This is a genomic window from Cylindrospermum sp. FACHB-282 (genome assembly GCF_014697195.1).
In the GTDB taxonomy this organism is placed as follows: domain Bacteria; phylum Cyanobacteriota; class Cyanobacteriia; order Cyanobacteriales; family Nostocaceae; genus Cylindrospermum.
Window position 1 is genome coordinate 22,907 of sequence record NZ_JACJRJ010000036.1, and the last position, 21,285, is coordinate 44,191.

General features: G+C 42.5%; 20 protein-coding genes. 9 read left to right on the forward strand and 11 right to left on the reverse strand.

Going from position 1 to position 21,285, the window contains the following annotated elements; translation table 11 throughout:
* Positions 1–55 precede the first annotated feature (55 nt).
* The gene (locus H6G32_RS18075; RefSeq protein WP_190460742.1) at positions 56–1,276 is read right to left on the reverse strand and encodes a response regulator; all 1,221 of its coding nucleotides are present in this window, start codon (positions 1,274–1,276) and stop codon (positions 56–58) included.
* A gap of 677 nt (positions 1,277–1,953) precedes the next feature.
* Entirely contained in the window at positions 1,954–2,118 is a 165-nt protein-coding gene (locus H6G32_RS18080) for a hypothetical protein (RefSeq protein ID WP_190460743.1), read from the reverse strand.
* A gap of 163 nt (positions 2,119–2,281) precedes the next feature.
* Between H6G32_RS18080 and H6G32_RS18085 the strand changes: the two genes are divergently transcribed.
* The 4 genes from H6G32_RS18085 to H6G32_RS18100 all read left to right on the forward strand — a co-directional run bounded on the left by H6G32_RS18085 (position 2,282) and on the right by H6G32_RS18100 (position 5,620).
* Positions 2,282–3,427, forward strand: coding sequence for a sulfate ABC transporter substrate-binding protein (locus H6G32_RS18085; RefSeq protein WP_190460744.1), 1,146 nt, complete (start codon positions 2,282–2,284; stop codon positions 3,425–3,427).
* A gap of 208 nt (positions 3,428–3,635) precedes the next feature.
* A complete protein-coding gene (cysT, locus tag H6G32_RS18090) occupies positions 3,636–4,505 on the forward strand; it encodes a sulfate ABC transporter permease subunit CysT (protein WP_190460745.1) in 870 nt (289 codons plus the stop codon).
* Entirely contained in the window at positions 4,492–5,325 is an 834-nt protein-coding gene (gene cysW / locus H6G32_RS18095; RefSeq protein ID WP_190460746.1) for a sulfate ABC transporter permease subunit CysW, read from the forward strand. Before cysT ends, cysW begins: the two co-directional genes overlap by 14 nt.
* A gap of 25 nt (positions 5,326–5,350) precedes the next feature.
* The gene (locus tag H6G32_RS18100; RefSeq protein ID WP_190460788.1) at positions 5,351–5,620 is read left to right on the forward strand and encodes an NIL domain-containing protein; all 270 of its coding nucleotides are present in this window, start codon (positions 5,351–5,353) and stop codon (positions 5,618–5,620) included.
* Positions 5,621–5,736: 116 nt separating this feature from the next.
* Here H6G32_RS18100 and H6G32_RS18105 read toward each other — a convergent pair whose 3' ends face one another.
* Both H6G32_RS18105 and purE read right to left on the reverse strand, forming a co-directional pair.
* Positions 5,737–7,209 (reverse strand): ammonium transporter, encoded by a 1,473-nt coding sequence (locus tag H6G32_RS18105; protein ID WP_190460747.1) that lies wholly within the window; start codon positions 7,207–7,209, stop codon positions 5,737–5,739.
* A gap of 541 nt (positions 7,210–7,750) precedes the next feature.
* Entirely contained in the window at positions 7,751–8,269 is a 519-nt protein-coding gene (gene purE / locus H6G32_RS18110) for a 5-(carboxyamino)imidazole ribonucleotide mutase (protein WP_190460748.1), read from the reverse strand.
* Positions 8,270–8,328: 59 nt separating this feature from the next.
* On the opposite strand from purE, the gene nagA reads away from it, so the two are divergent.
* From nagA to H6G32_RS18130, 4 genes are all read left to right on the forward strand, one after another.
* Positions 8,329–9,483, forward strand: coding sequence for an N-acetylglucosamine-6-phosphate deacetylase (gene nagA, locus H6G32_RS18115; protein WP_190460749.1), 1,155 nt, complete (start codon positions 8,329–8,331; stop codon positions 9,481–9,483).
* Positions 9,484–9,569: 86 nt separating this feature from the next.
* Positions 9,570–10,256: a magnesium protoporphyrin IX methyltransferase gene (bchM, locus tag H6G32_RS18120; RefSeq protein WP_190460750.1), complete on the forward strand. Its 687-nt coding sequence runs from the start codon at positions 9,570–9,572 to the stop codon at positions 10,254–10,256.
* Positions 10,257–10,389: 133 nt separating this feature from the next.
* Entirely contained in the window at positions 10,390–10,869 is a 480-nt protein-coding gene (locus H6G32_RS18125) for a hypothetical protein (protein ID WP_190460751.1), read from the forward strand.
* A gap of 67 nt (positions 10,870–10,936) precedes the next feature.
* Positions 10,937–11,317, forward strand: coding sequence for a DUF423 domain-containing protein (locus tag H6G32_RS18130; RefSeq protein ID WP_190460752.1), 381 nt, complete (start codon positions 10,937–10,939; stop codon positions 11,315–11,317).
* On the opposite strand, the gene H6G32_RS18135 is transcribed toward H6G32_RS18130, so the two are convergent.
* From H6G32_RS18135 to H6G32_RS18160, 6 genes are all read right to left on the reverse strand, one after another.
* Entirely contained in the window at positions 11,314–13,452 is a 2,139-nt protein-coding gene (locus H6G32_RS18135; protein WP_190460753.1) for a hypothetical protein, read from the reverse strand. The genes H6G32_RS18130 and H6G32_RS18135 overlap by 4 nt on opposite strands.
* 616 nt (positions 13,453–14,068) lie before the next feature.
* Entirely contained in the window at positions 14,069–15,271 is a 1,203-nt protein-coding gene (locus H6G32_RS18140) for an FtsW/RodA/SpoVE family cell cycle protein (protein ID WP_190460754.1), read from the reverse strand.
* 54 nt (positions 15,272–15,325) lie between these two features.
* Entirely contained in the window at positions 15,326–16,321 is a 996-nt protein-coding gene (locus tag H6G32_RS18145; protein WP_190460755.1) for a UDP-N-acetylglucosamine--LPS N-acetylglucosamine transferase, read from the reverse strand.
* 66 nt (positions 16,322–16,387) lie between these two features.
* Positions 16,388–16,969 carry an FHA domain-containing protein gene (locus H6G32_RS18150; RefSeq protein WP_190460756.1) on the reverse strand — a complete coding sequence of 194 codons (582 nt, stop codon included), beginning with the start codon at positions 16,967–16,969 and terminating at the stop codon, positions 16,388–16,390.
* Positions 16,970–16,972: 3 nt separating this feature from the next.
* Entirely contained in the window at positions 16,973–17,653 is a 681-nt protein-coding gene (locus tag H6G32_RS18155) for a hypothetical protein (RefSeq protein WP_242046640.1), read from the reverse strand.
* The gene (locus tag H6G32_RS18160; protein WP_190460757.1) at positions 17,650–18,522 is read right to left on the reverse strand and encodes a hypothetical protein; all 873 of its coding nucleotides are present in this window, start codon (positions 18,520–18,522) and stop codon (positions 17,650–17,652) included. The genes H6G32_RS18155 and H6G32_RS18160 overlap by 4 nt, the downstream gene beginning before the upstream one ends.
* 191 nt (positions 18,523–18,713) lie before the next feature.
* On the opposite strand from H6G32_RS18160, the gene H6G32_RS18165 reads away from it, so the two are divergent.
* A complete protein-coding gene (locus tag H6G32_RS18165) occupies positions 18,714–19,916 on the forward strand; it encodes a glycosyltransferase family 4 protein (RefSeq protein WP_190460758.1) in 1,203 nt (400 codons plus the stop codon).
* Here the strand turns inward: H6G32_RS18165 and H6G32_RS18170 are convergent.
* Positions 19,877–21,049, reverse strand: coding sequence for a glycosyltransferase family 4 protein (locus tag H6G32_RS18170; RefSeq protein WP_190460759.1), 1,173 nt, complete (start codon positions 21,047–21,049; stop codon positions 19,877–19,879). The two genes, H6G32_RS18165 and H6G32_RS18170, sit on opposite strands and share 40 nt — an antisense overlap.
* Between the last annotated feature and the right edge of the window lie 236 nt (positions 21,050–21,285).

Here is a 21,285-nt window from a genome sequence, read left to right on the forward strand (position 1 = left end):
CTACTTTACCAGGGTGAAAACGAAATATTTGCTGATTTTTGCCCGGACAAATCTCTTAATAAGAAAGTGCCAAATTATATGTGTGATTGACTCTTGAGTCAGTCTGTAAATACTTATCCACTATCCCCATTACTTTATCAGTTTCTACTGGTTTAGTGATAAAGTCCGTAGCACCATATACCTTAGACCGAACTCTATCAAAAAGACCATCACTACCCGTTAAAATCACCAACGGTGTATTGGCAAAAACAGAACTCCGTCTTAACTGAGCGCAGAGTTCGTATCCGTTGACGACTGGCATCATTAAATCCAAAAAAATCAAGTCTGGCTGACTCTGAATGAGAATTGGTAGAGCTTGCACAGGATCTTGAATATTGATAAACCTCAGCCCATTTGAGCCAATAATCATTTCTAGCATTTTACAGACTTGGGGGCTATCATCTACACAGGCTATTAGTGGAGCATTCTTTGTCCTTGGTTGTGTAAAGTTATAGTTGTGTTTGACTTTAGTGCGTGGTAAGGGCAAGTCGGGTACTTCTATCAGTTCAGTAATTCCTTGATGGATATAGGGAAGCAATGAACGTGTAACTGGCAATACACTCTGCTTCATTTTCACTGCTAAATCCCAGAGGCTATATTTGCCGTTGATGAACTTGGCAAAGTTTTTGTAGACAGCTGGACTTACCTGCCGCTGGAGTTGCTCTGGTTTCCGCAGAACTACTCCTAAGTTAGGAGAAAAACTCCCTAACCCAGCTTCTGACCATTTCTGCCAGGAGTCTTGCATTTGCTTGAGAGCTATACTTACACAAGTGGAACTGATTGGTGCTTCTAACCTCACTTGTTGTTGGCCTTTGGCGAGGCGTAGCCCATCGCAACTCAAAGAGGTAGAATTTGCTTGTTGAACTAGATCAAATAAAAGCTCTGCTATTGTATTGTCCACAATAGCCTTGATTTGTTCCCGTTGGATTTGCTGTTTTTTATATAATTTTTCCAGGAGTTGATAATCCCAGTAATCTATTAATAAATCTTCCGAGGTTAGCTCTACCTGAGCAATATCAATTTGGGGACAATTTTTAGCTATATTTCTACGCCAACGACGAGCGGGATGAGTCCCTCCTGTCGCCCAAACTAGTTGTCCCAGTTGATAATAAAAAGTCCATTTATTTCCCTGGGAACTTGTAATTTTTAATTCCCCACTATATTGTTGTTGCGAACATTTTTTGAATTCATTAATAATAAATAGTGTGTTCGATTCTATAAGTGTTTCATTAGTCATAATTCTAACCTTTGATCACTAATTGATTTGGCAGAATGAAAATTTATCTCGACATATTACGATATGCTAAGTTTTGTTTAGAAAACTTCAATCAGTATAATCACGGATATTTGTTATATTGATATTGATCATTGGTAATTTTGTCTTGAAGAAATAGTAGATAAGATGTATTTTTCATATTATGAGGAAGAACTAAGCCAAGATATGATTGCTACCGTGAAGTCAGGTGATCTTCATCACTAGCTAAAATACAGTTACTACAAGTGTTGCCGGAGCTAATGGGTTTAGACTATCAGAGTCACTACCAAGCCATTCATAGCCCAGTGTTACTGATAGATTTTTGGTACAGCAGAATTGGAAACTAAGGATAAACACCAAAGTTCCTGTAGGGTTGTGTAATCCCTTCCCTGGGTGCGTACCACCAGGCGAGGCTTCTGAAAATTTGCCGGAGCCATTGAATATTAGGAAATATAAAGGCTGAAAAAGCCCCTTAGCATCTTTCTTGAGAGATATTTGAATTAGCTTAATATCCATCTCCAAATAAATATTGTAAAAACATTAACTTTCTTGTACTGTACGGTGCGGTACTCATAGTCCTTAAAGTTTGGATGGTCCTTCCCCTTGACAAAATTAAGTAAAAGTTAAAGAGAGATTAAGAATTGCAAATTTAACTTTCGCTAGTTAAATAACTCTTCATAAATGCGATCGCACGGAGTGCCCCTTGGGGAAAACCCGTCCAATGTCCAATGAAAGGATAACTTTAATGAAGCCGTCGGAGGCGATTGCAGCACTACTACAGCACAGGCTTGAGGGCTAGAACTACCAGAGATATTTCTAGTCAAAGTAATTTAAATTCTCTATCAAACTGCTACAATCCCCATATTCCCTATCAGAAATGTGATGTTTTTCCCACATTGACGATCAGATACTTGCAATCATACATCACCATGAACTATATATACTGTATTCCCACCGATTAACTGTAGATTTAGAGGACGAGAGAAAATGAGTTTGTGGCAGCGCCAACTGAAACGATTGCAACTTATTGCTGAACAGAGAACCAATCGGTTCAGGCTGAATTCGCTCAAAGGCTTTGTATCATTATTTTTGGTAGGGACGGTCTTGAGTGTGGCGCTTGCCGCCTGCTCTGGTGGAAATGTCAGCAACTCTACGGCTGATACCCCTGCGGCTAATCCTGTCGCCAACAATAAAGACAAAGTAGAACTAACCCTGGTGTCCTTTGCCGTCACCAAGGCAGCACATGAAGCCATCATTCCTAAATTTGTGGAAAGATGGAAGCAAGAACATAACCAAACCGTCGAATTTAAGCAAAGCTATGGTGGGTCTGGTTCTCAAACTCGCGCCGTCATTGATGGTTTGGAAGCAGATGTTGTCCACTTGGCACTGGCAGGGGATACCGCAAAGATTGAAAAAGCTGGATTGATTCAGCCTGGTTGGGAGAAGGAAGTCCCCAACAATGCCATTGTCTCCAGATCGGTGGCAGCATTAATAACTCGCCCAGGTAACCCTAAAGGTATCAAGACCTGGGCAGATTTGGAAAAAGACGGGGTAAAACTAATTACCGCCGATCCCAAAACATCAGGTATTGCTAAGTGGAATTTTCTGGCGCTGTGGAATTCCGTGATTAAAACCGGGGGAGATGAGGCGAAAGCTACCGCATTTGTGACAAAGGTTTACAACAATGTGCCAATTCTGACGAAAGATGCTCGCGAAGCCACGGATACATTCGCCAAGCAAGGTCAGGGAGATGCCCTAATCAACTACGAAAACGAAATTATCCTGGCACAACAAAAGGGAGAAAAGGTTGAATATGTAGTTCCGGATGTCAACATTTCCATCGATAATCCCATCGCCGTAGTAGATAAAAACGTCGATAAGCACGGTAACCGTGAAGTGGCTGAAGGTTTTGTCAAATTTCTCTATACTCCAGAGGCACAGCAGGAGTTTATCAAATTAGGATTCCGACCGGCGGATGAGACTTTAGCCCAAACCAAGGAAGTTGCAGATAAATTTCCTAAAGTGAAAACTCTGGGTACGGTTCAAGACCTTGGCGGCTGGGAGGCTGTCGATAAGAACTTCTTCGCAGACGGCGCTCTTTTTGACAAGATTCAAGCCCAAAAGAAACGGTAATTAGTCAACCCCCTAATCGTGAGTCACCGTTAGCCAAATGGGGGAGTTAAAAATTCAAAATGAAAGACTTAATTTTGAATTTTAGGTTGCAGCTTAGAAGCCTAGTAGAGTTGCAGAGCAAAGCTTATCGCTTTCTTAGCTACGATTTGGTGAACAGTAGAAACAGAACCGACAACTGGCAAAACTTCTTTTTAATTTTGAATTGTTTATGAGTCTATCTCCTTCTGTGCAAATTGACAGTAAAACTCCTGTCTGGAAGGTATTCTTGGAGCAGTTAATTCGCCTTCCTTGGACTTGGCGAATTACTCTGGGATACCTGAGTGTGATGTTATTTCTTCCCATCGCTGCCATGTTTCTGAAAGCGAGTACTGAACCTCCTGCTAGGTTTTGGGAAATCGCTACTAGTGAAATCGCACTAGCAACCTACAATGTCACCTTTGTCACGTCAATTTTCGCGGCTTTGCTCAATGGCGTCTTTGGGACTCTGATAGCTTGGGTTTTGGTGCGCTATGACTTTCCCCTGAAACGCATAATTGATGCCACAGTGGATTTACCCTTTGCCCTGCCAACATCGGTTGCTGGGCTAACACTGGCAACTGTTTACAGTGATAATGGCTGGATTGGTTCACTGCTGGCGCCACTAGGTATTAAGGTATCCTTTACCCGCTTGGGTGTAGGGGTGGCGATGATATTTATCTCACTGCCTTTTGTGGTGCGGACTGTGCAACCTGTGCTTCAAGAAATGGAATATGAAATTGAAGAAGCTGCTTGGTCTCTGGGGGCTTCTCAATGGCAAACTTTCTGGAAAGTGATTTTGCCGCCTTTGTTTCCCACAATTTTGACTGGTGTGGCTTTGGGTTTCTCCCGTGCCGTTGGGGAGTATGGTTCAACGGTGATTATCTCTTCCAATACGCCTTTTCAAGATTTGATCGCACCTGTGCTGATTTTCCAACGTTTAGAGCAGTATGACTATTCTGGTGCAACTGTAATTGGCATGGTTTTATTAGCAATTTCCTTGGTGTTGCTACTGGCAATTAATTTCTTACAAGCTTGGGCGAGACGATATGACCAGAGATAGAGCCAAACAAGAGCAAAGTTGGGTACCGGCGGTTTTGATTGGTATTGCGATCGCCTATTTAGCCCTAGTTCAATATATCCCAGCGATCAACGTTTTTGTCCAAGCTTTCCACAAGGGAGTAGGCCCATTTTTTGCCAACTTAACACGCCCTGCCTTTCTGCATGCAGCTTGGCTAACGCTGATACTGGCTGTGATTGCAGTGCCGATAAATACGGTGTTTGGTCTATGTGCCGCTTGGGCGATCGCTCGCCATAAGTTCCCCGGTCGCGCTATAATTTTGAGCATTATTGACCTCCCCTTTTCCATCTCGCCGGTGGTGGCCGGATTAATGATTGTGCTACTGTATGGGCGACAAGGGTGGTTTGGCCCTTGGCTCCAAGAGCATAATATTCAGGTTGTCTTTGCCTTTCCCGGCATGGTGCTGGCTACAGCATTTGTGAGTATGCCCTTTGTTGCTAGGGAAGTAATTCCTGTGTTAGAAGAATTCGGCAGCGACCAAGAAGAAGCTGCTAAAACCTTGGGTGCAAACGATTGGCAGATATTTTGGCGGGTTACCCTGCCCAGCATCCGTTGGGGCTTACTCTACGGGATAATTTTAACCAATGCCAGAGCAATGGGTGAATTTGGGGCGGTTTCTGTAGTCTCTGGCAATATTGGTAATACAACCCAGAGTCTACCACTGTTTGTTGAGGATGCTTACAAACAGTATGAAACGGAAGCTGCCTTCTCTGCGGCTGTACTCTTGGGACTGCTAGCAGTCGTAACTTTAGTACTGAAGGAGATTCTCGAACGGAAAACCCGCATTAAAGATGTTGAATAGCACAACCAAGCAGTTAATTTTTGATATGGCTAGTGATCACAATACCCTTACCCATAAACAGATTCAGGTCAGGATTCCCAACGACTATCATCAGGAACCTGTAATTTCTCGCCTGGTATCTGACTACGGACTAGTTGTGAATATCACGGCGGCGCTTTTGGCTGCCAATGCTGTTGGCGATGGTTGGTTTAAACTGGGGTTAGAAGGAACAGAAACCCAAATTCAAAATGGGCTAACCTATCTCCAAAATTTGGAGTTGCAAGTCTGGGATGAACGTGACATACTTCTAGATTGATGCCAGCCTACAGTGTAGGCTTGTCAAAAAAAATCCGGTAGAAAGTGCCAACAATCTCTGCAAAACACTTTAACTACCGTGGATTTTTTTACTTTTAATCTCAAAGTGTTGCTGATTTATTCACCCTCAAAGCTACCGACTCCAGGTTTCTGAGAGCGATGTTTTTCTTCTTCTTCGACAAATTGCTCAACTGCATAGACATCTGGCCAAACTGTCGCGCCGTGTTCATAAGCATCAATACCAATGCGATCGGCTTCGGGATCTACACGCAGGTGGCCGATAGCCTTCAGACCACCAAACATCAAAAAGGCAAAGGCAATGGTGAAAAGTGCGATCGCCACTATACCCAAAAGTTGTACTAAGAGCAAGTCAAAGCCACCGCCTAAAAATAACCCAGCTTTTTTGTTCAGTGTCAGTTCTGACTGACCAAATAAGCCGATGGCGATCGTACCCATCATACCGTTGATACCGTGAACCGCAAAGGCTCCCACTGGATCATCAATGTGGAGTGATTCCACAAAATCAATCCCCCACACTACCAAAATCCCACCAGTGAGTCCAATTACCACTGAAGCCCAAGGTGCAACAAAAGCGCAACCAGCAGTAATTCCCACTAATCCTGCCAGAGAACCGTTCAGACAATAAACTAAATCCCACTTACCTGAACGTAAGTATTGATAAAGCATCGCCGCAATAGCACCAGCGCCAGCCCCAATGGTGGTATTGATAGTAACTAAACCAATTAAGCCAGGATTACCAGTACCGAGGGTGGAACCTGGGTTGAAACCGTACCAGCCAAACCAGAGAATCATGGTTCCCAAGGTCGCTAAACCCAAATTATGGGCTGGTGGGATTGTTCCCCAAGCCGGACGTCCAGGACGCGGGCCAAGTAAATAAGCACCAACTAGGGCTGTCCAACCACCGACGCTGTGAACGACAGAACTACCAGCAAAGTCATGGAAACTCATTTTGGCTAACCAGCCGTTAGCATTCCAAACCCAGTGGACGATGATTGGGTAGCTGATGGCCCCCATCACAGCGCTATAGATTAAGTCACCAATAAAGTCTGTTCTTCCAGCCATCGAACCAGTGGTGATGGTACTGGCAGTTGCAGCGAAGGCAAACTGGAAGAAAAATAAGGTGTAGGCATTTAGCTGTGAGGGAATCCCTGGTACTGTGCCCATTGGGAAAACACCATCTACTGGTAGCTGACTGAGGAAAAAGGTATCTGTACCAAAAAATCCGCCTGCACTTGTACCGAAGGCAATACCAAATCCGACACCCCACCAGACTAAAATGGTGACAGCAGCATCAACGAAGTTTTCTAATAAGGCGTTAACTACACCTCTTTGGCGGAGCAAACCTGCTTCTAACATCGAAAAGCCGGTTTGCATGAAGAATACTAAAAACCCAGTTAGCAGTACCCAAGTAGTGTCAATGGAAATTTGTAATTTCGCTGTAGTGTCTGCTAGAGAGTTGAGGGTTGGAGGATCTGCCGCTTGGACAACTGTCGGCGCACAAACGGCAAACACCATTGAACCAATCGCCAGCGCCAGTAGGCGGTGCCAGGGTCTAATACGCTTATTCATTGCTGTTTTTCCTGCTCGCAAAGCCGTAATTTAAGTTCTAAAAATGCTTACCAAAACAAATTAATTTAATTAGGGTAATTAAACAAGGTTTTAACCAAAAGTTTTGGACAAGAATTGTCTCATGGTCTTTGTCAGTTGTTTATTTTTTCTTATATTTCCAGGTGTTTTAATTCCTATCAACAAAAGTGATTCAGCGAAAAAGATGATATTTTTCGCTTATGCATAAACAGATAAATTTGACTGATTTTCTATTTAAAAAAATAAAAAAATCTGTAGCGAACAATACATTTTTTGCAGTTTTGTGGCAACTAATACTATGAGAACATCAGAAAAACCAACTATATTCCTTACAGCATCGGCATTTGCTGTGTCCAGAATATAGGAATCAGATTTATATTAACTTTTATACAAATTTGACTACTTTCGATCACCATTAAAAGACGGTAAACAGCAAAGTAATTACTGGAAAACCAGTAAAGAAAGTTACTCTAAAGTATATCTCTGCGAAGGCTGTTATCATGAGACAATTACAGTGAAATTTCTATGACATCTGTTTTAAATATTGCTCATAACCGAGTTGTTCGAGTTTGGCTTGCTTTGCTATTACCGATTCGGATAGGCTTTGGCGATATTCTTGGACTCTTTGCATTAATTCTGGTTGTTGAGTAGCCAAAATTTGCACTGCCAAAAGTCCGGCATTTTTAGCATTACCGATCGCCACTGTAGCTACGGGGATACCTGCCGGCATTTGGACAATTGAATACAATGAATCAACGCCCTGTAAGTTACGGGTGGCTACAGGTACGCCAACTACAGGCAGTGGGGTTAAAGATGCTACCATGCCGGGAAGATGAGCCGCGCCACCGGCACCAGCGATAATCACCTTAAGCCCGCGTTGGTGTGCAAGTTGGGCATATTCCACCATCCGTTGTGGGGTACGATGGGCAGAAACGATCGCCACTTCGTACTCAACGCCAAATTCTGCACAAACAGCGATCGCTTCTTTCATTGTGGGCAAATCGGAATCGCTGCCCATGATAATACCAATTTGGGGACTCATAACAATTAAAAATTAAAAATTAAACTTTATCTTGATAAATACCACGTAAGTCAGATTATATGAGCAAAGCCACACAAAATTTGATGCCGACCAACCTAGATATTATCAACGCACGGGTACCAGGATATCAAGATTTGCAGATGCTCCGGATTAACCAATTCGGCATAATTGAGCAAATTCTGCCAATGGGTACAGTACCAGCCAAGGATTTGCCAGTGTTGGATGTTGCTGGTGACTGGATTTCCTTGGGAGGTGTTGATTTGCAAATTAACGGCGCATTAGGATTAGCCTTTCCCGATTTATCAGCTGAAAATGCTCACATACTCCAAGACATTTCCCAATTTTTGTGGGATGTCGGCGTAGATGGATATTTACCAACCCTGGTGACAACATCTGTAGAAAATATTCAGCGATCGCTAGCCGTTATTGCTAATCTTACAGCAGCGCCGGGGGCAAAGATCCTCGGAGTCCATCTAGAAGGGCCTTTTTTAAACTACGGTAAACGGGGCGCACATCCAGCAGAGTACCTGTTACCCCTAACCATGAATGAAGTGAAACGGGTTTTAGGTGACTATGCTCATGTTGTCAAAGTCATCACCTTAGCACCAGAGTTAGACAGCACTGGGGAAGTAATCCCATATTTGCGTTCTTTAGGAATTACCGTCAGTTTAGGACATTCTCAAGCAACTGCAGAGCAAGCACAACAAGCCTTTGCACTTGGCGCCACAATGGTAACTCATGCTTTCAACGCTATGCCACCATTGCATCACCGCGAACCAGGGTTATTAGGCGTAGCAATTACCCATCCTGATGTGACATGTAGCTTGATTGCAGATGGACAGCACGTTTCGCCGATCATGTTGCAAATTCTCCTCCGTGCCAGTAAAGGGTTATTCCTCGTTAGCGACGCCCTCTCTCCTTTGGGATTACCCGATGGGGTGTATCCTTGGGATAGTCGGCAAATTGAAATTATCGATGGCACAGCTAGATTAGCAGATGGCACCTTATCGGGGACGACTTTACCCTTATTGATCGGAGTGCAAAATTTGGTGAAGTGGGGGATTTGTGATGTTGAAAATGCCATTTTCCTGGCTACAGATGCACCCCGCTTGGCAATTAGCTTACCCAGAATTTCCCCAAATCAACCCGCCAGTTTATTGCGCTGGCATGACGATGAAGCTACAAAAGAACTAACTTGGCAAAGATTAGGCTAAACTTTGCATCTTTGCGTCTTTGCGTGAGATATCATCCTGAAAAATCTATAATTTGAAAGATTGGGAACCATTACAGATTAAGCCTCATGAACGCAGCCGACGATAAAACGATAGTTCGCGAGTATTTCAATTCTACAGGGTTTGACCGCTGGAAACGGATTTACGGTGATGGCGAAGTTAACAAAGTCCAGCTAGACATCCGTAATGGACACCAGCAAACCGTGGATACAGTCATCGGCTGGCTGAAAGCTGATAACAATTTAGCAGAATTATCAATCTGCGATGCAGGCTGTGGTGTGGGTAGTTTGAGTATCCCCCTAGCAACAGATGGCGCCAAGATATATGCCAGCGATATATCGGAAAAAATGGTGACAGAAGCCAAGGAAAGAGGTTTAGCCACTTTGGGAAATGCCGAAAATCCCACTTTCGCTGTGCAGGATTTGGAATCTTTGAGTGGTAGTTATCACACCGTCATTTGTTTGGATGTTCTCATCCACTACCCCCAAGAAAAAGCAGATGAAATGATTTCTCACCTCTGTTCTTTGGCGCAATCGCGGATAATTCTGAGTTTTGCACCAAAAACCTGCGCCCTGACTATACTCAAAAAAATTGGTAGTTTCTTTCCTGGCCCAAGTAAGGCAACTCGCGCTTATTTACACCGGGAGGCTGATGTCGTGAAAATCCTAGAAAGTAACGGTTTTTCTATACAACGCCAGTCGATGACTAAAACTCGCTTCTACTTTTCTCGCCTGTTGGAAGCAACACGTAAATAAGGTGACAATCGCAGCAAAATAAATACTATATTTTTGCTGCGATTTGGGTAGTTACACGGCATTTAAAATATTACTGGAAGCTTCGAGGAAGTAAGGTTAAAATCGCAAGCAAGGTTTACATCAGAAAAAAAATATGAAAACTCCTGAAAAATTGGCCGCAGGTTGGCTACTCACACTCGGATTCATGTTTTTAACGATGTCAGTCTCAGCGGTAGTTGAGAAGACTGCTAAACCTCCGGTGATTGTCTATCCCCAAGACGAATATGATTTTCCCGCACCAAATACCCCTGAAAAGATTAATGATACTATCGTTTGTGGGATAATTTATGGTATTCCTAGCACGCTGCTGGGGGGATGGTTAGCGTTAGGATTGTACCGCCAAAGCCGACAAGATAAAAAAGCACTGAAGGAACAAGCAAGCGATCGCTTACAATCACAATTTTATCAAATGCTGCAACAAAATCATGGGCGCGTCACTGTTTTAGGTTTTGCGATGCAGTCACAACTACCAGCAGCTACTGCGAGGCAATATTTAGATGAGAAAGCTAAAGAATTCAATGCAAATTTTAAAGTGAATGAGGAAGGGGCAGTATCATATCATTTTGATGTCTAATTAAAGTCCCAATGAGGGATTATTAGCTCTACCCCGTTAACTCTACACCAATTTACGGCTAGGTCTTATGACACAGATTTTTGTCACCATCGCTGCCATTTTCGGCGGTTTGTCTGTTGCCGGTGGTGCTTTTGCTTCCCATGCCTTGCGGGAAAAACTCAGTGAGCGATCGCTAGAAATTTTTGAAGTTGGCGCTCGTTATCAAATGTACCACGCTCTAGCACTGTTGTTAGTCGCCCTACTCATTAGCCGCACTCCATCGCCATCAACTACTTTAATAGCTAGTGGGTGGCTATTTATTATTGGTGTGACGATTTTCTCCGGTAGCTTGTACGCCTTGAGTTTAAGTGGTGTAAAATCCTTGGGAGCGATCGCACCACTGGGGGGAGTAGCATTGATGTCTGGGTGGGCTGCTTTAGCTTTTGCCGCTGGCAATCTAAAATTTTAATATCTTTTGGACGAAGCAGAAAGCAGATCCCGAAATTCCCAATGGCCGCGTTCAGCTAAACGGTGGATTAAAGCCTTAGCAGTCTGTTTTGCTGTGTCATTGCTGCCTTGAATGGCTTTAGCCAGGATAGTTTTGATTTCATCGTGCCAACTATAGATACCCCAACCTTTGTGATCTTTATTAATCATCAATTTCAGGCACTCCACGGCTGATTCTGGCAGCACATCAGCAAGTGTAGCCAAGCGTTCTAGCACCAAAAAGTCAGAATCTACCTGATCAACTACTTCCAAAACCAGTTTAATCTGTGCGATCGCCCAAGAGTTATCGAACTTTCCAGAACCGAACCACCAGCCAAAGGCAGCAAGTTCAGTGGCATATAAACTAGGTTCAGTAGAATTCCGGGCTATTTCCAGACGGCTTTCCCAAAGTAATTGCAGCCGCTTGAGGATTTGTGGTACTTTAGCCGAGCTTGCCGTAGGTATGGCATTTTGTGTATGCTGGAGACTGCGCCCTACAATTTGCAGAGCATAGCCACGCAGGGCACTAGGAGCCAAGTCAAAGAACTGCGCCAGTAAGCCTCCTGGCTCATGCAAATCAAGCTTTCCACGCCAATATAGAGCCATCAAGTGCTGGGCAAGACTTTCATCAGACTTTGTTAGTTGTTGTTTTCCATTCAGCCCTTCGATTGTATGGCGGTATTCTGCTTGCAGTAAATCGAAGCACTTGTCATTCACACGGGAAAAACTAACGTAGCTTTCCCAAGCCGCAAAGCGGAGGTTACTTAAAGTCTGAGCCTGAGGAAAAATTTTCTCTACATTCTCACTCGCCCAGTGCAAATCTAGTAAAATCAGCGAAGGAAACCACTGACCATAGACTGAGTGAATTGCCAAGGATGACTCTTGCTCTGGGCGAAGGTGTTCATCAAGTACCTGCCTAACTTCGGGCATTTCCTCAAAACCCCGCTCCAGTTGCCCTGCTCCCTCAGATGTTAGCTCCCAGTGGCGGCGAATCCAGAGTGCATAGCGGATAACTGTATGCATCGCTTCCCCTTGGTCATTAACTGTATTTATCGCCAGTTCACAGGGATGATGAATTGATATTTTGGGCGTCGGTTCTTGAGCTTGATTTAAAAGTTTGATGGTATACCAAACTTCCTCCCGAAGCTGAAGGGGAATTCCGATTTGCTCATCTGTCAGACCAAGTTCTAGCAAGTCTAACACTGCTCGACAAGATTCGCGCCAATCGTTATCAGTTGTCTGAGAATTCTGGGCTAACCAACTACACAAACTCAAAACAGATTTCCAAGAAAATTGTCCTTGTTCTCTCTGTTGTCCTTGCTGATTATTTAACCCTTGACGCAGCCCTTTGAGCAGATTGAATAAATATATTGGGTGCAAATCTGTAAAGTGAGCAGAGGCTTGGGCATAGCGTTGAAGATTTTTTTCAGCTAGTTTTGCCAAAGCAGATCCTAGCAATTGGCGTGATGATTCTTCTAAACAATCTCTAGAGTCCGGCTCCCATCTTTTCAGAAAAGATATTAGCTCTTCAATGGTCATAGATGCCAATTCTGAGTCAGTCTTCTGACGTTCAACGGTTAGGAGTTTAACCTCTTTTACCTCTCCAGAAATAAGCTCTGAAACTGCAACAGCACCAAACTTATCAACTAGCCGATTATACTTTTTTTGCCACTGTATGGTAAGACTTTCTTGTAATGACTTGATCTGGTTTGGTTGCCAATTTATCACCCAGTTAACTTTTTTTTCTTGAGCTTCTCTAGGGGATTTAGCAAAATTATTTTTTAGTAAAATTGCATATTTATAATCTTCGTAATCACTGCCATCTGTGAAGCCATGAGAAACGGTCAGTCTTGCTATAAGTAAATCTTGGTCTGCATCTAGAAACTCACGAACAGGGTAAGGTGCAGTGCTATGAAAAATCTGCCAATCCCAATCTGAGAGCATTGACAAGAGTGTTGGTATTTTAGTTTGGTCTTGTCCTAAAAATTGTTTTGCTAAATCCCGCGTTGCTACTACATAAATTTCTTTAATTTCATATTGAATTATGGGCGTTTTTCCAGTAGTCTTGCAAGACTGAAAATATATTTTTTTCTGGAATAGGTTCAAACTGTTTACCATTTAATTACACAACTTATTTGCTAAAGATATATATATGTCCTAAGTATATATTGATAAATAAATCACTATTTTAACAATCGTATTTCTACGTAAAAGTAGACTTGGCAATATATTTTATTTGAATAAGTCCCATTTGCTCATCATTAAGCACCCGTGTTTGATTTAAGACTTCTGTAAAAATGACGTGAAAGCCTTGATTCACCATAGGGGCAATTCATGAATCGCCCCTACATTTTGTACTTGATGGGTATGTCCTAAGATTGTGTCCACAGGGGAAAATCGCCATGATTGAATTAGCCATTACTCTGACAACCTTTGAACCACCCATCTTAAATACACATCATCGGCGTAGCTGGAAATTACGCCAAAATTAGATAAATTCTTGTGAAAATTGGCTAAACAAGATTTTGTCAGGTGAGGAGAGTTATGGGCTGACGCAAATTAGCCTTAGCTAGCTGGGAGGTAGCGCCAATCTATCCAAATAGAATAGGTGGAATGGATGAACTAAGCATCCCCCTAGTGACATACTCTACACACTGACCGGAGGTTATTCAATCCAAAATCTCAAATCCTGAGATTGCTTCGGTTAATATCCCCACTCTGCTAGCCGAAATATTTAGACTTTATTTTTCTGGAACATCCGCCGCCTACCTCCATTTTCAGGCTCAGTCTTTCGCAAGGGTACTACCTCAGCTTCACTACTTTCCCGTGCTACCCGAATTAGTAATGCAATAGCTACCAAACTGGCAACCATCGAATTGCCACCATAACTAAACATGGGTAAGGGTAAGCCAGTAGTTGGTAGGGCACCTGTAGCAACGCCAATATGCAGCAATGATTGTCCCACCATGACAGTTGTCACACCAATTGCTACTAGTCGATGTACTGGTTGTTTGGCCTTCAGTGCCACAATTAATCCTAGAGTGGCGAATAATCCTAAGAGTATCAACAGCAGGAGGCTACCAACAAAACCAAATTCTTCGGCGAAAATTGCAAAAATAAAATCGGTGTCTTGAATTGGTAAATAAAATAGCTTTTGTTGGGAAAGTCCAAATCCAGCACCCCAAGTTTTACCAGAACCTACGGCTAGTAAACTTTGCACCAACTGGTAGCCATCCCCTGTAGCATCAGCCCAAGGGTTGAGAAATGACATCACTCGCTTACGCTGATATTCTTTGATGCTAATACTGAGTAATGCTAAAAGTACTCCACCGACTGCTGTTCCTCCTAGATACTTGTAAGGTAATCCAGCTGCTAGGGCAATGAACCAAATGGTCATACCGCAGAGTGCTGTTGTACTCAAGTTAGGCTGGGCGAGAATTCCTAAAAGTACAAGACCGAAAACTCCAAGCCAAGCCAAGCGAATACCCCAACGCAATCGTTCCCACTGACCAAAAAGCCGCGCACTTTGCAGTACTAAAAAGGGTTTAATTAATTCTGAGGGTTGAAGGGGAATTGGCCCTAGGGCTATCCATCGGGCTGCGTCAAAAGCTTTCTTTCCCAATCCTGGTATCAGGGTGACGAAAATTAAGATTAAAAATACCATCAAAAACCAATGAGATATCCCCAAAATTTTCCGCAAGGGGAGATTAACAATGATATTGAATAAGATTAAGGAAGCTAAGGCCCAAAGAACTTGACGTTTAAAGTAGTACATCCCATCATCATGACGCGCATCAGCGACGGGATAGGATGCTGAAAATAGCATGATTAAGCCGGCAAACAGCCAAATAAATGTTAACCAACGCAATAACCGCGCATCTAAAGCCCAGCTGGAGACGGAATCATCAAAAATTGGTATTAGGTGGCGTAGGTTCACTATGGTTTCAGGATGGATAGGAATTTTAAATTTTAGTTTGGAAAATTGTGTTTGCTATTGGGTTTGTTCAATCTGATGTACCGCTTGGATTGCGCCATTAACATAGGATGGCACAGATGGCGATTTTGTTGGTTCTATTTGCTCTAGGAGGATGCTGACAGTGGCAATTGCATCCTTAATATCCCGCACCCAGTAACCTTTGCTCGCTCTTTTTTTTTGGCGATCGTACAGTCGTGGAAAAGCTAGTCCTACCAACGGTACACCCACAGATGCACATTCGTAAACTGTGTTGTAGCCTGCTCCTCCCAGTACAATATCAGCTGCTGCTAGACATTCTATTCCCGGATGGTGAGACACCCATAAAGTTTCTGGAGATTCTTTTGGGCAATTAGGGGCTAAAATTCTGACTGCACAATCAGGAAAATTCTGGTGTAGCTGTAGCGCTAGTTGACCAAAAATAGATAATTCTGATGTTTGACCGGCTGCGCAAACGAGGATGGTTTTGACGGGTTGGTCAATTCTGAGAATATGCGATCGCACAATACCTTTGTCTGGTAACTCCCAATCATTCCGCATTAACCAAGGTGCTGTATGCTGCACACAAGGTAAGTCACAAAAGGGTAAGTCTTTCCCTTCTCCAGGTACAATTACCAGATCAAAGTTTTCTACTACAAAAGACCGCAAACCCTTGACGGTAATATAGTGTGGGTTAATATCCCGATGTATTAAAATCCGGGGGATGTGGTGCATCTGGGGCAAAATATCTGCTAACTCACCCCCCAAGCCTCTAGGAAAAGTATCGATAATTAAGCGATCGCATTTATTCAAGTTGCGGAAAATTTCTCGTACATACTCGCAAGTTTGGCTAAACCCAGCATCATCGGGAATCCAATGCACTAAGCAACCTTCATGGCTGATTTGCGGTGCATAGGGACTATTGGTAATTATCCTCACTTTTCTTTGCTTTGCAGCGATTCTTCCCAATGACAAAGCACGAGTTAGATGTCCCCAACCACCACCTAATGCATAAATTAGCCACTCTTTAGTCATTGGTCATTGGTCATTGGTCATTGGTCATTGGTCATTGGTCATGTGTCACAGAAAAGAGGACGACTATCAACTTGCTCCCATATTACGTTCAAAGTCAGTGTCGCTTTCATCTTCTAAACTCGCACCATCAGCTTCTGTAAAGTCTATGTTGCGCCTTTGGTTGTAGTAATCGCTACCCCAATATCCAGAACGATAATCACCATAATCTGAATAATAAGCATAGTCAGTTTCATAAGACTGGTTACAGTGTGGACAGTCTGTTGTATCAGTACGTCCACAGCGACGTTTGAAGAGAAAGCCTATCATGCGATCGCATTCCCTACTAGCGGTGAAGCTGATCACTATGTCGCAGCTACCAACCGAAATGCGATCGCCATTTTTCAGGCTAGCCTTAGTCAACTTTACGCCATTAATTTTTATACCACTAATAGTATTTTGGTCAACAATAATTAACTCTTGATCTTGCCAATCAATCAAAGCATGGTAATCTGCAACTAAATCATCTTCAATCACCAGCCTAGAAACCTTTTTACCATTGCTTTGTTGTGGCATTTTGGCAAATTGTCGCCCAATGGCCACAGGAGTTTCTAATAATGGTTCTAGGCGTTCTTCTGTATTTGGATCTATCCAACTAAGCTGAATCTGCAAAGTTTATTGTCCTCCTGTTAAATTGACTGCATAAGCTAAAGCCATCTGTTGTTCGCGGGTGAGAGTATCAAATCCCAAACAAGCAAATGCAATGGGTGATATCCCGGATTTTGTATAAAAAAGTATTGTTTGGGATGGATTAATCAAAGAGATTTTACCTTCTTTAACTTTCACCTGATAAACTAACTGTTTGGCTGGTGTTCCAATCTCAAAGCCATTTTTCCCAGGCTTAACCTGATAAATTTCTTTTTTAGCAGCATCTTCTAGCTGATAATCTCCGTTAGCCAGACGATTGAAAATATATAAATCCTGATTTCCCTCTTGGTTCTTTAAAGTCCAGTTACCTTTAGCAGTCACCACATAACCCAAGACTTGATCAGCAGCATTTTTAAATTTAATTCTCCCCGGTTTATCTACTTTGATTCTGGCTAATTCTTGGTTATTAGCATCAATTAATTTAGCTCCATCTGCTTGCTGTTTGAGGGAAAATAAATCTGAACCTCCCGCGGTTTTAAATTTGATTTTATCTGCACTAGCAGCAACATTAGTGGTAACTGGTGTTGTTGGCTGACTATTTAATGTGGCTGCATTATTAGCTGGAGATTTAGTACTACTGCTGCAACCAAAGAGGGAAATAACAAAAAATACTGAAACTAAACTGGATAGAATTGTCTTTTTCATCATTTGGCAAGTTTTTTAGCTAAATTGAGGACTTGATAAAGACTCAAAAACATCATGGCAATTGTTTGATATATCTCTTCTTTATTCTCTGCCATTTGCGAAGCGACTCTGACGACAAGATGCATTTCTTTATCTGTAACTTTTACCCCTCTCATATAAGAAGTTGCGGGAAGCTTGACTGCATCGCTGATTTCATTTTCTAAAATCTTCACAGATCTATATCGCCGCTGGGAATAGTTTAAGATTAAGCTGATATCTAATCCCCGCGATTTTGTTTTTGATTTGTGCTTGCTTTTGCCACTACTGCTACGTTTCCAGCCATATTGCCTTTTAGATAGCCCATTTGCTGTTAATTGAAAGCGAGTTTTGTCTAAAAACTGCCCTTGAATTTTCAACCATACATGCTCATGATTATCTATCTTCCATCCTGATTTATCAGGATGTGGCATGGTAGTTGTCTTATACTCTTTTTTATCAATTGGTTGAAAAGATAACTGCAATTCGACATCAGCCGTTTTTTCTATATCTCTATCTAGCATTTGCAGAATTTGTTTTGCCACCTCATATCGATAATTGCTGATGTTTAATTTGCTAAATTTAAACCAGGTTATCAATTCACGAATAAAGACAATTATCAAACCTAATACTACTAATATAATAACCACGGCAAATATAGGTATGATGAAAATCACCACAACCGACGCAACCAAGCCTAAAAAGTAGTAAAGCGCTTTTTTACCAGATTGTTTTTGTTTGATTTCGGCGAGTTTGTCAATTTCGGCAATTTCCTGCAAATCAACTACAATATTTTGAATTGGTGCTGTTAATTCATAACTTAGATTTTTACTGAATCTGTTTAATTCAATAGGCATTTTATGCAAACTCCATCAACTCAATTTCAGTAGAAATTTAATAGTTATAGCTTGTCACTGCGTAGACTCTATTGCAATTATTCTTAAACTTAGTTCTGGAAAGAATTAGATAAATCCAGATAAAAGTAGCCGCCAGTATAACAAACGGTAAATTAAGTGTCAATCAAAAGTTTAGTTATTTATGAATCAACATGAATCAACCGAAAATTGCTTATATTTCCTTTGACACCGTTCCTGCCCCCAAGGGTGCGGCAATTCATATTACGGCTTTTTCTTTGGGTTTAGCAGCGGCTTTTGGCGATATTCAGCTAGTCACAGTTTCTTCAACAGCCGAAAGTAGAGATTTTTCGGAATTTTATCCGCAAGTGATGCAGACAACAATAGCTGCTTTGGGTGATAATTTGATTGAGAGAATTTTGCATTTTCGTCATTTGCTGCGGGTATGGTTGCAAAATCGGCGATTTGAGGTAGTGCATATTCGTTCAATTTATGAAGGTTTGGTAATAGCAAGCAATAAACAGCAATATTGCGATCGCCTAATTTTTGAAGTCAACGGCTTACCCTCAATAGAACTAAAATATCGCTATCCTGCCGTTGCTGATGATCGGGAACTGCTGCATAAGTTGCATACCCAAGAACAAATTTGTTTAGAAGCAGCCGATTTAATTGTCACACCCAGCGGTGTCACTGCTAAATACTTGCAAAGCCGAAGTATCCCCGCAGATAAAATCCGGGTGATTCCCAATGGTGTAGATTTAAATATTTTTACTGGCTGTTTAGATAATTCTTACCGCCCACCCCAGCCAGAAATGTGGCAGATGTTATATTTTGGCACGCTTTCACCTTGGCAAGGTGTCAATCTAGCAGTTGAGGCTTTGGGACTAATAAACCGAGATTTTCCTGCCTATTTGACAGTAATTGGCCAAGGTAAAGACTATCAAATTAAAGCACTCAAGCATTTGGCACGCAAGCTAGAAGTAGCAGATCAGCTAATTATTCTCGAACCAATGTCGCAAACACAATTGGTTGAACATATTCAGGGTTCAGATGTAATTTTGGCACCTTTAACGCCCAACGATCGCAATTTAGTTCAAGGTTGTTGTCCCCTGAAGGTTTTAGAAGGTATGGCTTCAGGAGTACCTGTGATTGCTAGCGATTTGCCAGTGGTAAGGGAATTGGGGGAAGACGGGGTAGATTTTTTGTTAGTCAAGTCGGGTTCAGCAAAGGCAATTAAAGATGCGGTGTTGGGGTTGCGAGGTGATAGAGAATTATCAACCCAACTGGCAGCAAATGCCCGGAGGCGAATTGAAGAGCATTATACTTGGAAACTTGCCAGTGAAGCTTTGACGGCTGCTTATAGCGAATTAGGAATTAAGCGATTGATGACAGTTTGAAGTTGCAGTTTTTCCTGAGTGAGGGAATAATTAGTCAAAATGCGATCGCTTGCTGCTTGCTTAATCTGACTTTTTTCATCTGCTGACATTGCCAAACATTCCAGCACCGCTTCACCCAACTTGTGGAGATGAGAACGAGGTAATATAAAGCCATTTTCACCATGGAACATCACCTCCGGAATCCCACCTGCATCGCTACCAATACAGCAACAACCACAAGCCATAGCCTCAAGCAGCCCATTTGGCATTCCTTCCCACAGTGAAGGCTGAAGGTAAATATCGCATAACCGCAGATGTTCTGCGATCGCTCTAGGGTTAGATAAATGTCCCGTAACAATAATCCTTCGGGCATTTTCTGGTTGTTGGTTTGTATAAAATTGCAGCACAGATTCCTGAGATGCCCGTACCTCACCAATGATTAACAAGCAAGCAGGGCGCTGACTACGAACTGTTGTTAAAGCATTCAACAGAAACTGCTGTCCTTTCTTTTCCCGCAATTCCCCACAAAATCCCAATATTACCTCATCAGCAGCAATTCCCAAAGCCTCTTTACTAATTTCCCCCCTCCTCCCTTGTGGTGAGGGGTTCCAAGGACAAAATATTTCTGTATCTACCGTATTCCTCAACACCAACACATCATCCCGTCCACTCAGCAGCCGAATTTTACCAGACATATCAGCACTTACCGCCGTAATCAGGTTAGCGTGTTGCAGCGTCCATTGCAGACGCGCAAAATCTCCCGGCGGAAACATTTCGCGGTCAATATCATTACCACGGGCGCTAACAGTGCTGACTAGTCCTTTAAGTCCAGTAAACCAAGTAGCGAGAAAACCACTAGGAAACAGATAATGTCCCCACACAGCATCATAAGTATGAGTTTGGTGTAACCAGTCCAGCACATTTAAAGTGTGGGGCATAGTTAGATCCCAATGACGGTATAATCCTATTCGATAAACGCGAGAATTTACCCCTATAGTTTCCGGTGGTGAAACTTCACCCGGTTGTAGGTAACGACTCCAAGTAACAACATCGACATCAATCCCCAATTGGCAGAGTGTATTTACCAATCTTGTTGCACTTCTCGCCAACCCTCCTAAATCTGGTGCAAATCTTTCGGTAATAAATAACAGCATCTCCCACCCAGTAACCTATAAATCAGTCTCATACAGGACTTACGCAAAAATCACCAAAAAGCTTAATTTATCTAACCGCCAAGAGGAGGCAGGGCGTTGCCGGGGTTCCCCTTGGGATAACTGGAAGGGGACTCGGAAGGACAGGTACTATTCTTGCCCTTACGTTAACAATTCTCGAAAAAAAAGAGGTCTATATTGACCCCTTAAAAATTTACTAAAATAATGTTTGGTTTATA